At 69.6% G+C, this 13,164-nt stretch carries 13 protein-coding genes; 9 read left to right on the forward strand and 4 right to left on the reverse strand.

Annotated features, from left to right (window positions below):
• Position 1 precedes the first annotated feature (1 nt).
• The 5 genes from DPR14_RS01600 (at position 2) to meaB (ending at position 6,439) form a co-directional block, all read left to right on the forward strand.
• Positions 2-1,837, forward strand: a complete 1,836-nt coding sequence (locus DPR14_RS01600; protein WP_158043604.1) for an ABCB family ABC transporter ATP-binding protein/permease — start codon at positions 2-4, stop codon at positions 1,835-1,837.
• Positions 1,838-2,045: 208 nt separating this feature from the next.
• Positions 2,046-2,594 carry a biliverdin-producing heme oxygenase gene (locus DPR14_RS01605; RefSeq protein WP_158043605.1) on the forward strand — a complete coding sequence of 183 codons (549 nt, stop codon included), beginning with the start codon at positions 2,046-2,048 and terminating at the stop codon, positions 2,592-2,594.
• Positions 2,591-4,141 carry a GAF domain-containing protein gene (locus DPR14_RS01610; protein ID WP_158043606.1) on the forward strand — a complete coding sequence of 517 codons (1,551 nt, stop codon included), beginning with the start codon at positions 2,591-2,593 and terminating at the stop codon, positions 4,139-4,141. Before DPR14_RS01605 ends, DPR14_RS01610 begins: the two co-directional genes overlap by 4 nt.
• 11 nt (positions 4,142-4,152) lie before the next feature.
• Positions 4,153-5,373, forward strand: coding sequence for a sensor histidine kinase (locus DPR14_RS01615; protein ID WP_158043607.1), 1,221 nt, complete (start codon positions 4,153-4,155; stop codon positions 5,371-5,373).
• Positions 5,374-5,407: 34 nt separating this feature from the next.
• A complete protein-coding gene (gene meaB / locus DPR14_RS01620; protein ID WP_158047936.1) occupies positions 5,408-6,439 on the forward strand; it encodes a methylmalonyl Co-A mutase-associated GTPase MeaB in 1,032 nt (343 codons plus the stop codon).
• Here meaB and DPR14_RS01625 read toward each other — a convergent pair.
• The gene (locus DPR14_RS01625; protein ID WP_192499221.1) at positions 6,436-7,239 is read right to left on the reverse strand and encodes a DUF1223 domain-containing protein; all 804 of its coding nucleotides are present in this window, start codon (positions 7,237-7,239) and stop codon (positions 6,436-6,438) included. The two genes, meaB and DPR14_RS01625, sit on opposite strands and share 4 nt — an antisense overlap.
• 261 nt (positions 7,240-7,500) lie before the next feature.
• Here DPR14_RS01625 and DPR14_RS01630 point away from each other — a divergent pair, with 261 nt between their 5' ends.
• Complete coding sequence (locus DPR14_RS01630) at positions 7,501-7,731, forward strand: hypothetical protein (protein ID WP_158043609.1); 231 nt, start codon at positions 7,501-7,503, stop codon at positions 7,729-7,731.
• Here DPR14_RS01630 and DPR14_RS01635 read toward each other — a convergent pair.
• The gene (locus tag DPR14_RS01635) at positions 7,671-8,447 is read right to left on the reverse strand and encodes an SGNH/GDSL hydrolase family protein (protein ID WP_192499222.1); all 777 of its coding nucleotides are present in this window, start codon (positions 8,445-8,447) and stop codon (positions 7,671-7,673) included. The two genes, DPR14_RS01630 and DPR14_RS01635, sit on opposite strands and share 61 nt — an antisense overlap.
• Before the next feature lie 411 nt (positions 8,448-8,858).
• Between DPR14_RS01635 and opgC (DPR14_RS28590) the strand changes: the two genes are divergently transcribed.
• The 3 genes from opgC (DPR14_RS28590) to DPR14_RS01650 all read left to right on the forward strand — a co-directional run bounded on the left by opgC (DPR14_RS28590) (position 8,859) and on the right by DPR14_RS01650 (position 10,791).
• A complete protein-coding gene (gene opgC / locus DPR14_RS28590) occupies positions 8,859-9,584 on the forward strand; it encodes an OpgC domain-containing protein (protein ID WP_158043611.1) in 726 nt (241 codons plus the stop codon).
• Positions 9,491-10,078, forward strand: coding sequence for an OpgC domain-containing protein (opgC, locus tag DPR14_RS28595; protein ID WP_192499223.1), 588 nt, complete (start codon positions 9,491-9,493; stop codon positions 10,076-10,078). Before opgC (DPR14_RS28590) ends, opgC (DPR14_RS28595) begins: the two co-directional genes overlap by 94 nt.
• Before the next feature lie 71 nt (positions 10,079-10,149).
• On the forward strand, positions 10,150-10,791 hold the full coding sequence (locus DPR14_RS01650; RefSeq protein ID WP_158043613.1) for a DUF3618 domain-containing protein: 642 nt from the start codon (positions 10,150-10,152) through the stop codon (positions 10,789-10,791).
• Positions 10,792-10,872: 81 nt separating this feature from the next.
• On the opposite strand, the gene DPR14_RS01655 is transcribed toward DPR14_RS01650, so the two are convergent.
• Together DPR14_RS01655 and DPR14_RS01660 are read right to left on the reverse strand one after the other, a co-directional pair.
• Positions 10,873-12,156: a coiled-coil domain-containing protein gene (locus tag DPR14_RS01655; protein WP_158043614.1), complete on the reverse strand. Its 1,284-nt coding sequence runs from the start codon at positions 12,154-12,156 to the stop codon at positions 10,873-10,875.
• 160 nt (positions 12,157-12,316) lie between these two features.
• Positions 12,317-13,030 (reverse strand): ferritin-like domain-containing protein, encoded by a 714-nt coding sequence (locus tag DPR14_RS01660; RefSeq protein ID WP_158043615.1) that lies wholly within the window; start codon positions 13,028-13,030, stop codon positions 12,317-12,319.
• Positions 13,031-13,164 lie beyond the last annotated feature (134 nt).

Consider the following 13,164-nt stretch of genomic DNA (forward strand, 5'->3'; position numbering starts at 1 on the left):
CATGAGCGTCACCGACACGACCCGCTTCACCCGCGCCAAAAAGCTGGGGGAGCGGGAGACCATCCGTTCCCTGCTGCCTTATCTCTGGCCCCGCGGCGAGACCGAGTTGCGGGTCCGCGTCGTCGCCGCGATGGCCTGCCTGATCGTCGCCAAGCTGGCGAACGTCTATGTCCCGATCCTCTACAAGCACGCGATCGACGCGCTGGGCGCCACGGGGGCCGCGGCGGTGGCGCTGCCGATCGGGCTGATCCTGGCCTACGGCCTCGCCCGCGTTCTGGCGCTGGCCTTCGGGGAACTGCGCGACGCGATCTTCGCCAAGGTCGCGCAGCGGTCGATCCGGTCGGTGGCGCTCAACGTCTTCCGGCACCTGCACGCGCTGTCGCTGCGCTTCCATCTGGAGCGCCAGACCGGCGGGCTGTCGCGCTCGATCGAGCGGGGCACGCGGGCGATCCAGACGCTGCTGTCCTTCATGCTGTTCAACATCCTGCCGACCCTGCTGGAGATCCTGCTGGTCTGCGCGATCCTGTGGGGCATGTTCAACTTCTGGTTCGCGCTGGCGACCTTCCTGACGGTGGTCGCCTACATTGCCTATACCCTGGTCATCACCGAGTGGCGGATGAAGTTCCGCCGCGAGATGAACGAGATGGACAACCAGGCCAACACCAAGGCGATCGACAGCCTGCTCAACTACGAGACGGTCAAGTATTTCGGCAACGAGGACCACGAGGCCCGGCGCTACGACGGCGCGCTCCGCTCCTACGAGAGTGCCGCGGTGCGCAGCCAGACCAGCCTGTCCCTGCTGAACATCGGCCAGGCGGCGATCATCTCGGTCGGGCTGACCATCGTGATGTACATGGCGGCGCGCGGCATCATGACCGGGACCATGACGCTGGGCGACTTCGTGCTGGTCAACACCTACCTGCTCCAGCTCTACCAGCCGCTCAACTTCTTCGGCTTCGTCTACCGCGAGATCAAGCAGAGCCTCGCCGACATGGAGAAGATGTTCGAACTGCTCGACATCGACCGGGAGGTCGCCGACGCTGATGACTCGAGGCCGCTGTCCGTGGAGGGCGCCACCGTCGCGTTCGAAGGGGTGGAATTCGGCTACGATCCCCGGCGCCCGATCCTCAAGGGCGTGTCGCTGGCCGTGCCCGCCGGCCGCACCGTCGCGATCGTCGGTCCCAGCGGCGCCGGCAAGTCCACCATCAGCCGGCTGCTGTTCCGGTTCTACGATCCGGGCGCCGGCCGCATCCTGATCGACGGGCAGGACATAGCGCGGGTGACCCAGGCGTCGCTCCGCGCCTCGATCGGCATCGTTCCCCAGGACACGGTGCTGTTCAACGACACGATCTTCTACAACATCGCCTACGGGCGCCCGGGCGCCACGGTGGAGGAGGTCGAGCAAGCCGCCCGCCTCGCCCACATCCACGACTTCGTCACGAGGCTGCCCGACGGCTACAAGACCATGGTCGGGGAACGCGGGCTGAAGCTGTCGGGCGGCGAGAAGCAGCGCGTCGCGATCGCGCGGACCATCCTGAAGCAGCCCGCGATCCTGCTGTTCGACGAGGCGACCTCGGCGCTCGACACCCACACCGAGCGCGAGATCCAGGCCAACCTGCGCGAGGTCAGCCGGGGCCGCACCACCCTGGTGATCGCGCACCGGCTGTCCACCGTGATCGACGCCGACGAGATCATCGTGCTGGAGGACGGCCGCATCGTCGAGCGCGGGCGCCACGCCGACCTGCTGGCCCGCGGCGGCGCCTATGCCGCCATGTGGACCCGTCAGCAGGAGGCCGCCGGGGAGAAGGCGGTGGAGCGCATGCCGGTGACCTACTGAACCGGTGACTTGCGGAAAAGGTCGCCGGCCCCGCCCAGCGTCAAGTTGCCCCGATCGGAAGTATCGAATTCGCCGTGCGTACCAACTCTTCATAATGTAACCTTGTTTGATGGTTGAAACAGTGCCTTCCCGTACCCGGACTGTTGAACAGCCCGTTCCGCCCCTTGTCGAAAGCGTGGTGCGGCGGATGAGGGAGGCCACGTGGCCGGTGCATGAAAGACTGCATCTCCACCCCGTCCTGCGCCCGCTCACGCAACGCCACCCGGCACCGGAAGGCTATCTGGGCGCGGTGCGCGCGCTGTACGGCTTCGTCATCCCGATGGAGCCGCTGCTCGGCGCCGAAGCCGAGGGCAGGACCGCCCGGGCCCCGCTGCTGGCCGCCGACTTGGGAAGCCTCGCGGAGGACGGCGCGGACAGGCCGGAGCCGCCGCTCGCCGGGGACCTGCCGCGCCCCGCCACGGCGGCGGCCCGGCTCGGCTGCCGCTGGGTGCTGGACGGTTCGGCCCACGGGGGCCGGGCGATGCTGCCCCATCTCCAGCGCAGCCTTGGCGTCGGCCCCGACCGGGGCGCCGCCTATTTCGCTTCCGCCGGCATCGACCTGGCGGCGGAACGCCGGTCGCTCCAGGTGCTGCTGGATCGTTTCATCACCACCGAAGACACCTGCCGGGAAGCGGTCGAGGCGGCGGAATCGACGTTCGCCGCCCTCGAACGCTGGCTCGACCGGCTTCGCGATTCCTGCGGAACCCCTCGACCATGACCGATCAAGTCCCGACCGCGGTCCCGGCGCCCGAGGCGCCGTCGCTCAGCGATTGCGCGCGGGAACCGATCCATATTCCCGGCGCGGTCCAGGCGCACGGCACGCTGCTGGTGCTCGCGGAACCGGACCTGACCGTCACCCACGCGGCGGCCAACCTGGCCCGGTACCTGGGCGTCGCCCTGGAGGAGGTGCTGGGTTTCCCGCTGGAGCGGAGTTGCCCGGCCGGCGCCGCGGCGCTGCGGGCGGCCCTCGCGGAAGGGGCGTGCGGCGCCGATCCGGCGGTCCGCTTCGACTTCGAGCCTCCCGCCGGCCGGCCGGTGCTGGAGGCCCGCTTCCATCGCCATGACGGCCGGGCGCTGCTCGAGCTCGAACCGCCCGGCGAGGATGCTCCGGGCGGTGCCGGGCCGGCGGATCTCGCCGGCTTCATCGAACGCCTCGAAGGCTGCGCCACCCGATACGACATCGCCCGGTGGACGGCGGACCTGGTCTCGCGGTCCACCGGGTTCGACCGGGTGATGGTGTACCGCTTCCTGCCGGACTGGAGCGGGGATGTCATCGCCGAGGTCAGGCACGCCGTCGAGCCGGCCTACCTGGGCCTCCATTTCCCGGCCAGCGACATCCCGGCGCAGGCGCGCGAACTCTACCGCGTGAGCCTGCTGCGGTCCATCGCCGACGTCCATGGCGAGGTGGTGCCGCTGGTCGCCGACCCCGCCGGGCGCGACGCGGCCCGGCCGGTCGACCTGGGCCGAAGCAACCTGCGGACGGTCTCGCCGATCCATCTGGAGTATCTGCGCAACATGGGCGTCGGCGCCACCCTGGTCGCCTCGCTCATGGTCGAGGGTCGGCTATGGGGCTTGATCGCCTGCCACCACCCGACCGGGCGGCGGAGCGGCGCCGGGACGCGCGACCTGCTTTCCCGCATCGCCGTGATCACCGCCGGAGCGCTCGAGCGCAGCATCGCCGCCGACATCGCCCAGGCCCGCCGGCGCACCGAGGCCCGCCTGGCGGCGCTGGAAGGCGTCTTCGACAGCGGACGGGACAGCGTCGCGGCGCTGCTCTGCGGCGACCGCGGCCTGCGCGACCTCGGCATGGCCGACGGCGTGGCCCTCTATGTGGACGGCGCGGTGGCCGCGTTCGGCCGCACGCCGGACACCCACGAGATCCGCCACCTGGTCGAGCGCCACGGCGCTTCCGCGCCCTCCGGGACCGGCGGCGCCGTGGTCGCCACCGACTGCCTGGACGAGCTGGAGCCGCAGGCGAGCGCCTTCGACGAGACCGTCGCCGGATTGCTCATGGTCGAGATCGCGGCGCAGCCGCGGCTGGTGGCGCTCGCCTTCCGGCGGGAGGTGGTCCAGGAGATCTTCTGGGGCGGCGATCCGCAGAAGCCGGCCTCCGCCGACGCCGGCCGGCTCAGCCCGCGCAAGAGCTTCGAGCGCTGGCGCCAGACCGTCACGGGCCGCTGTCCGCCCTGGTCGCCCGAGGTGGTGGACGGCTGGGGGAACTGCCCGGGCGGCTGGTCGCCGCGGCGGGCGGCGCGGACCGGCTGACCGACCGGCTGGTGGGCGACATCCGGCGCTTCCATGCCTGGACCCGGTTCGACGAGCCCGCCGTCCACGGCCTGATCGACGTGCTGCCGGGGGCGGTGCTGGTGGCGCGCCGGGCGGCCGGGAACTCTGTCTTCCACGCGTTCACCATGAACCGGGAATTCCGGCGCATCTTCGACATCGTCCCGGACGAGGTCGCCGGCCGTCGGATCGACGACGTGCTGAGCCTGCTCGGCGTGCCCCCGGCGATCCGCGCCATGATTCCGGGCGCCAGCGCGGAGACGACCCTGACGGCGTCCGCCGTCGGCGAGCGCACCGTCTCGATCAGCCGGCGGTCGCTGCTCAAGGTCGATACCGAGGACGACGGCACCGCCCTGTCGGCCTGGGTGTTCCAGGACATCACCAGCCACCGCCGGACGGAAGAGGCGCTGCGCACCGCGCGCGACCAGGCGCTGGTCGCCAGCCGCTCCAAATCGGCTTTCCTGGCCAACATGAGCCACGAGCTGCGCACGCCGCTCAACGCGATCATCGGGTTTTCCGAACTGCTGGCCGACGAGCTGTTCGGACCGCTGGGCGACTCCAAGTACAAGGAATACGTCAACGACATCCGCCACGCCGGCGAGCACCTGCTGTCACTGATCAGCGACCTGCTCGACATCTCCAAGATCGAGGCCGGGCGGCGCACGATAAACGAGGACCTGATCGATCTCGGCTCGCTGGTGGCGCGGTGCTGCTCGATGATCTCCGACCTGGCCCGCCGGGGCGACGTCCTGCTCGACCGGCAGATCCCGGCGATGGCGCCCAATCTCCATGCCGATGCCCGCGCGGTGCGGCAGATCGTCGTCAACCTGCTGTCCAACGCGGTGAAGTTCACGCCCGCCGGCGGCACCGTCACCTGCCGCACCCTGGCCCTGAAGGACGGCGGCGTCGCGATCGAGGTCCAGGACACCGGCATCGGCATCGCGGAAGAGCACCTCGCCCGCGTGCTGGAACCGTTCTACCAGGTGGACAACAGTCTGACCCGACAAGTCGGCGGCACCGGTCTCGGCCTGTCGCTGGTCAACGCGATCGCCAACCTGCACCAGGGCCGGCTGGTGCTGGAGAGCAAGGTCGGCTGCGGGACCACCGCGCGGGTGGAATTCCCGCCCTGGCGCACCGTCCCCGCCCAGGACGGGCTTCCTCAGTCCTCTGTTTCGCAGTCCAAGCTTGAGGTCCAGGCGGCGCCGGCCGCTTGAGCGCCTCCGCGCCGCCCTGTAGGTTGAAGCCATGATGCGCCGATCCTCCTCCGCCTCCCGCACCGCCGTTCCGTCCGCCGCCGAAAGCGCGGAGGCGATCCGGTCGGGCGACCGGCGCGCCCTGGCGCGCGCCATCACCATGATCGAGTCGAGCCGGCCCGACCACCGCGAGCGGGCCGAGGCGCTTCTGGCCGAGCTGCTGCCCCATACCGGCAGGTCGGTGCGGATCGGCATCTCGGGCGTGCCGGGCGTCGGCAAGTCCACCTTCATCGAGACCTTCGGCCTGCACGTGATCGGGCAGGGCCACCGGATCGCCGTGCTGGCGGTGGACCCGTCCTCCCAGCGCACCGGCGGCTCGATCCTGGGCGACAAGACCCGGATGGAGGAGCTGACCCGCAACACTTCCGCGTTCATCCGGCCGTCGCCCAGCGGCGGCACCCTGGGCGGCGTCGCCCGGCGCACCCGCGAAGCGATGCTGGCCTGCGAGGCGGCCGGCTACGACGTCGTCGTGGTCGAGACGGTCGGCGTCGGCCAGTCGGAGACCGCCGTGGCCGACATGGTCGACCTGTTCATGCTCCTGCTGCTGCCCGGCGGCGGCGACGAGCTCCAGGGAATCAAGAAGGGGATCGTCGAGCTGGCCGACCTGATCGTGGTCAACAAGGCCGACGGCACCCTGGTCGACGCGGCCCGCCACGCCGTCGCCGAATACCGGCACGCGCTGGCGCTGCTGCGCTCCCCGTCGAAGGACTGGAAGGTGCCGGTGCTGACCTGCTCGGCCGCGACCGGAACCGGCGTGCCGGAGATCTGGGAGACCGTCGGCCGCTACCGCGGCACCCTGTCAGCCTCCGGCGCCCTGGACGCCCGCCGGGCCGAGCAGGCGCGCGCCTGGATGTGGAGCGAGATCGGCGAAACCCTGACCGACGCCTTCCGCCGCCACCCCGCCGTCCGCGCGGAACTTCCCCGCGCCGAGCAGGCGGTGACCCATGCCGAGACGACCCCGACCGCGGCCGCCCGCGCCCTGCTGGAGAAGTTCCTGGGTTCTTCCGGGGCCGGAAGGGCCTGCTAAAGCGGCGTCGCCCCGCCGCCGCGGCTCGCCCGGATCATGCGGGCGACTGCTTCCCGCGGGTTGGCGCCGACGCCCAGCAGGCTGCGCTCCTGCCGCGCGGCGCCCAGGATGGCGGCCGGACGGCCCGCCTCGTCAAGCTCCTGGACCAGCACGGCCACGCCCTGGCCGGCCGGGGCCGGAAGCGCGCGCAGCCGGCAGGCGTCGCCGGTCCAGGGGCCCAGATCGGTCATGTCGCGCACCACATGGCTGTGGGACAGCCGGCGGCCGCGGTTCTCGCCCGCCTTCACCAGGACGCCGCGTCGCAGGTCGTAACGGACCGCCAGGATGCGGGTCTCGCGCCTCCGGTGGCCGGCGGGAACCGTGATGTCCAGCCCGCCGGCCTGCTCCCGCAGGCCGATGCCGATCCTGCTCCGCCGTGCCTCCCCGTGCGCCGCGCGCCGCGCCGCGACGGCCTGGCCGACCAGGCGGGCGTTGGCGCCGAACACCTCGGCCGATCCGTCGATCACCATCTGCGGCGTATAGACGGAGGATCGGCCGAGGGCGTCGTTGTAGTCGCGCTGGCGCCGGGTCGCCCAGTCCGTGGCGAACGGGTCGGCCCAGCCGAAATCGTCCCAGCAATCCACATGGAAAGACAGCGCCAGAACGTCGGGCCGGCCGGCCAGCTCGTTCAGCAGCACGTCGGCCGCCGGCGACGACGAGCATCCTTCCGAGGTGAACAGCTCCACCACGATCGGCTGGTCGGCGCAGCCCGAGCCGAACAGGAATCCCATCGGCACTGCGACGGCGGCGATCCCCAACATATCCTGATCCCCCGGCCTTCTGCCCCGGCCATTTGAGAGAAGTCCCATGCTTCCGCCAGGACTATAGCCGGTCGGCAACGCGGTCCGTCAGTGACCCAGCCGGTGTTACGACCGAAGAGAGAAAAGCGCTTCCGGCGGCGTTGCCGGCCGCCTGTCTTCCCTACGCGAAATTTCTTCCGACCGAAGCCGGAATGTCACATTTTTGACACCCGCCGCGACGGTTTCCATAACTAGCATCGCCCAGCAAGGGGGAGGATCGAAATGAAGAACGGATTCGGATTCGACATGAACGTCCTGATACGCCGGATCGCCGGCGAGCGCATGATGTCGCGGTTTTCGGAAGGCCCCGAGGAGCAGCTGCCCGTACAAATGCAGGCGATCCTGGCGCTGACCGCTGCGGTCGCCTGCTGGGGGTTCGTCGGCGCCGTGTTCTACCTGGGCGTTTCGGCGCTGCGCACCGCGTTCGGACCGCTCAGCACCTTGATCGTCTGACCGGCCGGTGGTTGGACGGCCGGCATCGCCGCCGGGACGATGGCGTTGGCCATCAGTTCCGCGAGGCAACGGTAGCTCGCGTCGGTCATGTGCACTTGGTCGCTCGACAGCATGGTGGCCGGGGTGAACTGCTTGCTGTCCAGCCAGTGCTTCATCACCTCGTTGCGGCGGAACACCGGAATGCCGTGCGCGGCTCCCAGGGCGCGGACCGCGTCCACAAAGGCGGCGTAGGTCGCGTTGCCCGCCTGCTTTGGCAGGAACTGCGGCTCCAGCAGCATCAGGTCGGCGCCCGTTTCCCGGATGCGCCGGATACCCTCCATCGCTTGCATGCCGAAGACCTTCGCGTCGACCTTGCCCAGCGCGTCGTTGGTGCCGAGTTGCCAGATCACCAGGTCGGGCTTCAGCGCCAGCACGTCCCGATCCAGCCGGGCCAGGGTCCCGGCCGCCCTCTCGCCCCCGATCCCCCTGTTCACCACCTCGATCTTCGCGCCGGGAAAGCGGGTCTCCAGGATCCGGTCGAGCTGCGCCGGATAGGTCATGGCCGGTCCCGAGCTGCCCGTTCCCTGGGTGCTCGACGAGCCGACCGCGACGATGCGCAGATCCTGCTTGCGGCTGAGCGCCGCGCCGGTGCGCGGCAACTCGCGCGCCGAGGCGGGGACCACCAGCGACGGGGCGGCGCATTGCTCGGGGGCCTGGGCCCAGGCGCTCCCTGCCATCAAGGCAAATCCAAGTATACCAGATAGAACTGCGGGGAAGACGTGCTTGACCATGGTTTGGAAGCGCTCGCTCGGCTGCTGTTGCTGTGAAGCTGTCATGAAGCCTGGCGGGCTGCCCGGCTGACGGCAGAGCGTATCGTTTCCAATTATGGTCAAAGTGTGAATTGCGGGGGACGCGGGTCATTCCCCTCGGCACTGTTGCCGATGCGCAACCTGCAAAAACGTCCGGAGAAGGGGAATTGTTCCCTTCAGGCGCGGGCTATTTCGCTCAATCCTTTCGTCGTCTTCTGAACTGAAAGGGGTATTGAAAGACCATTTCAGGAATAAACATGATCAACGCCGGTTCATCCAGCCGGTACACATGAAAATCCCTACTATTAGAATGCAGTCGCCCCGGCCGTGGAGAGTGCCATGAAGCGTTTTGCAATCCTCGACGGTTTGCGCGGTTATTTTCTTGTATTTATGATGCTTAATCATTTGCCGTTCCAGGGCGAGCTACTGCTTGCGCGCATCAACCATTCCGAATTGGGCTATGTCCAGGATGCCCAGGGCTTCGTCTTCATCTCCGGCGTCATCATCGGGCTTTACTACACGCGCATGATCGCGAAGGGACAGACGTCCCTCATGGACGCCAAGATCCTCAACCGGGCCTACGAACTCTATGTCTACGCGGTCGTCGTGCTGGCGGTGATCCTGTTCCTGGCGGTGCTGGTTCCCAATTCCCGCCCGCTGTGGGGCCATTTCATGTGGGAGATGTACCAGACGCCGACGCTGACCGGGATCTCGGCGTTCCTGCTGCTCTACCAGCCGACCTTCATGGACATCCTGCCGCAATACATCATCTATCTGGTGGCGTCGCCGCTGCTGCTGCGCTGGATCGCGCGCGGCTACTGGCGCGAAGTGCTGGGCGGCAGCGTCCTGCTGTGGCTGATGGTCCAGCTGGGGCTTCATCTTCCGGTGATCCGGATCGTCGAGGAGACGGTCGGCACCTTCGCCCCGGCTTCGTGCTGCGCGGCCATTTCAATCCGCTCGGCTGGCAGATCGTGTTCGTCAGCGGGCTGCTCCTGGGAGCGGCCGACGCCCAGGGCAAGCTGGATTGGGACCGCTGGTTCTCGCCCCGGCGCACCGACTTGCTGAAGGTCTCGATCGCGCTCGTCCTGCTGTTCATGGCCTTCAGGCTGGGCTTCACCAATGGCCTCGTGCCCGACAGCATGGCGCTGCGGTTCGACCTCTACAACAACCGGGGAGAGTTCGCCCTCGTCTACCTGCTGAACTTCGCGGGCCTGGCCTACCTGATCGCCTGGCTGCTGGTCGCCGGCCGCGAGGCGGAATCGCCGGTCGCGCGGACCGCCGGCACCTTGCTGAACCGGCTGTTCACATGGCGGTTCCTGACCTTCATCGGCAAGCATTCGCTCCAGGTCTATGCCTACCACGTGGTGGTGGTCTACGTGATCCTCGGGTTCGACGGCAGGATCGGCCCCTTCACCGAAGGGACCAAGACGGCGATCACGCTGCTGGCCATCGCCAGCCTGATGATCCCCGCCTGGATCCATGCCAACTATGCCTCCTGGATCGACCAGGGCGGCCGCTTGGCGCCCCAGCCCGCCGCCGAGGGCCGTACCCGGAACTAACGGGGGACCGGGGTGGTTTGCAGGGGAGGGCGGCAGGAAGAGCCGCGGCTCAATGCAATGGAAGGCTGGAGATGGCGAACACGGACCACAGGACCCCTGAGCAGATCGAACGGGAAATCGAACAGACCCGGCAGAACACCGCCGCGACCCTGGCGGCCATCGAGGACCGTCTCTCGCCGGGCCGCATGATGGACGAGGTCTGGGGCTATCTGCGCAACAGCGGCCAGGGTCGGACTTTCGTGTCGAATCTCTCGACGACCGTGCGCGACAACCCGATCCCCGTGGCGCTGCTGGCGATCAGCGTCGCCTGGCTGGCCATCGCCGGGTCGCGCAGCGAGAAGCGGCGCGAGCGCTGGACGCCGGAGCGGGCGGGTCGGCTCGAAGAGTTCGATTACGACGACGCCGTGCTGACCGAGGATGCGTTCCACTACGGCGCTCCCGCCCATGGCGGTCCCCGGTACGGCGGGACGGAGCGGCACACGGTGGACTATGTCGATCCCGATACCCACCACGAGCATGTCTCGTCGTCGCGCCCCGGCGCCCCGGAAGGCAACGCCCCGTCCCCGGACACCCTGCTCGGCCGCGATGCCGCTTCGATCAAGGCCCGCGACGCCGCGAAGGTGTTCGAGGCGCCGAACGGCCCGGGCCTGAGTTCGGGTTCTCCCGCCGGTGCCGGGACGACCACCACGGTGACCCCGCGGGCCCGTCCCTGACACCGGCGCGGCATCCGCAAGAAAGCCCGCCTCCCGGTCAGGGAGGCGGGCCTTTTCACGTCACCATCCTTATCGCCGCCCTTACTGCTGCGCCGGCGCCTGCTCCGGCTGCTGCTGGGGGGCCGCCTCGCCGGCGGGCTGCTGGATCCCCTCCATCCGGCGCTGCTCCAGTGCCTGGAGTTGGGCGGTCTGTTCGGCCACCTGGTCGCGGAGCTGCGCCAGCCCCTGCTGCTCCTGCTGAAGGTTCTGGCGGGCCTCCTGGATCCGCTGCTCGATCGCCTGGAGCTCGCCGGTGCGGCCGGTCACGTCGTCGCTCAGCTGGGCGACGCTGCGGCGGGCTTCCACCTCGGCCTCGCGCGCCTGGCGGGCGCTTTCGATCACCTCGTCCAGGCGGGCCTGCTGGGCGTCGGCCTGGGCCTTCAGGTCGGCGAGCCGCTGGTCTGCCGGGCCGAGCTCGGCGTTCCGCTGCTCGATCTGCTGGGTTATCCCGGCCAGCTCCTGCCGGCGCTGCTCGATCTCGGCAACGGCCTGCTGGTTCCGCTGGACTGTCTGTTCCAGCTCGCGGCGGGCGTTTTCCAGCTCCTGCCGGGCGCCGGTGAGCTGGTCGTTGGCGTCGGCCAGTTCCTGGCGGACCCGGTTCAGCTCCTGCCGTGACTGGTCGAGCTGGACGGTCGCGGCCTCCGCCTGCTGGGCGGCCTGAGCGGCCTGGTCGGCCTTCGTCGCTGACTCCTGGCTGAGCGCCGCGATGCTGTCGCGGAGCTGCGCCTCCTGCTGGCGGACCTCGGCGACGCGCTGGGCGATCTGCTCGGCCTCCGACGTCCGCTGGGCGACCTGGTCGGTCATCGCGGCCAGCTGGTCGCGGAGGGTGGCTTGCTGCTGCCCGGCCTCGGCGACCTGGGCCTGGGTCCGTTCCAGCTGCTGGGTCTGCTGGCGAAACTGCTCGGCGACCTGGGCCGACTGCTGCTCGGCCTCGGCGCGCTGCTGCACGATCGCCTGGGTCTGGGCCTGTGCCGCTTCGCGCTGGGCGTTGAGCTCCTGGAGCTGCTGCTGGGCGGCCTGTATCTCCTGGCCGAGCCGGTTCACCTCGCCGGCCAGCCGGCGCTCGTCCTGCACCGTGGTGCGCAGCCGCTCCAGGTCGCCCTGGAAGGCCTGCCGCTCCTCGCGGGCCGTGTCGCGCTCGCCCGTCACGGCGGCGACGGCCTGCTGGTGCTCGCGCTCGCGCTGGGCGAGCTGCTCCTCCAGCCTGTTGCTCTGGACCCCGAAGGAGATTGCCGCGATCACCGCGATGACCGCCACCACGGCCAGTCCCAACAGGTAGTACCGCAAGTTCCCCCGACGCGCGTCGGGTTCATGCGAGCTGGTCATGGATGTCCTCTTCGTGCTTGCTGGTCGCCCGGAGCCGTCCCCTGGAGTCCTGCCGGCTCCGGGCCTCCGTCGGCGTTGGCATCCAAACGCCGCAGCGCCGGGACTTGTTGCCGCCTACTCCTCCGATACCGCGCCCCCGGACCCGGGTACCCCGCGCGGTTCAGACGCGCCGAAGGGTCCGCGCCAGCACGTCCAGTCCCAGCCTGCCGGCCGCCTCGACGATATCGGCGGTGGCGCCGTGGAAGATGCCGAAGCTCTCGGCCGCGATCCCCGGAAGCGTCCCGCGCCCGGCGCCGAGCCGGTCCAGCGAATCCCAGGCCCATTCGAAATGGGTCTCCTCGTCGCGGGCGGCCCGCTTCAGCATCGCCTCCACGTCGGGCGGATGATCGCCCCGGGCGTGGCGGCGGTACTTGTCGCGGGCCTGTCCCTCGTTGGTGACGAAGGCCAGCAGCACCGCGCGGTCGCCGCCCGCCAGGCTTCCGGCCGATCCGCCCGCCTGGACCAGCAGCTTGAACAGCCCGGTGGGGAAATGGGGCAGCCGGATCGGCACGCCGTCGCGCGCCCTGATCAGATCGATCAGATCGGCGATGTGCCGCTCGTGGTCCTCGCGGTACTGGATCAGCCGGTCGCGCAGGCCGCCATCGCGCAATGCCGCGATCGCCAGCGTATAGGCTCCCACCGCGTCGCAATCGAGTTGCAACAGGTCGTTCAGCTCCGCGATCAGCGCCACGTCGCGCCCGCCCGCGGTATCGAAGGACGCGATCCCCAGTCGCGCCGCGTTCCATCCCGGTATTCCCGGGCCGCCCGCCAGGGGAGCCGGGAAGAGGCCGGCGGTCATGCGCCGGGCGATCTGGGAACTGCTGATGTCTGTCATGTCGCCGATCCTCGAACTGTTGGCTCCGGCCGCGGCAGCGGCTTCACCTCTGCCTCAACCGCCGGGCTGCGACATTGCTCCCGCCGGAGATGCGATAGTCGCGCTTGCCGTCTGAGAACGGCATGTCATTCTCA

It is taken from the genome of Skermanella pratensis, assembly GCF_008843145.1.
Classification (GTDB): Bacteria; Pseudomonadota; Alphaproteobacteria; order Azospirillales; family Azospirillaceae; genus Skermanella; species Skermanella pratensis.

Bases quoted from the DNA above. Each gene is read 5' to 3' on its own strand.
- DPR14_RS01660 (WP_158043615.1), bottom strand. From the start codon at position 13,030: ATGACAGACATCAGCAGTTCCCAGATCGCCCGGCGCATGACCGCCGGC.
- DPR14_RS01625 (WP_192499221.1), bottom strand. From the start codon at position 7,239: ATGTTGGGGATCGCCGCCGTCGCAGTGCCGATGGGATTCCTGTTCGGC.
- DPR14_RS01655 (WP_158043614.1), bottom strand. From the start codon at position 12,156: ATGACCAGCTCGCATGAACCCGACGCGCGTCGGGGGAACTTGCGGTAC.
- DPR14_RS01650 (WP_158043613.1), top strand. From the start codon at position 10,150: ATGGCGAACACGGACCACAGGACCCCTGAGCAGATCGAACGGGAAATC.
- opgC (WP_158043611.1), top strand. From the start codon at position 8,859: ATGAAGCGTTTTGCAATCCTCGACGGTTTGCGCGGTTATTTTCTTGTA.
- DPR14_RS01610 (WP_158043606.1), top strand. From the start codon at position 2,591: ATGACCGATCAAGTCCCGACCGCGGTCCCGGCGCCCGAGGCGCCGTCG.
- meaB (WP_158047936.1), top strand. From the start codon at position 5,408: ATGCGCCGATCCTCCTCCGCCTCCCGCACCGCCGTTCCGTCCGCCGCC.
- DPR14_RS01600 (WP_158043604.1), top strand. From the start codon at position 2: ATGAGCGTCACCGACACGACCCGCTTCACCCGCGCCAAAAAGCTGGGG.
- DPR14_RS01635 (WP_192499222.1), bottom strand. From the start codon at position 8,447: ATGGCAGGGAGCGCCTGGGCCCAGGCCCCCGAGCAATGCGCCGCCCCG.
- DPR14_RS01630 (WP_158043609.1), top strand. From the start codon at position 7,501: ATGAAGAACGGATTCGGATTCGACATGAACGTCCTGATACGCCGGATC.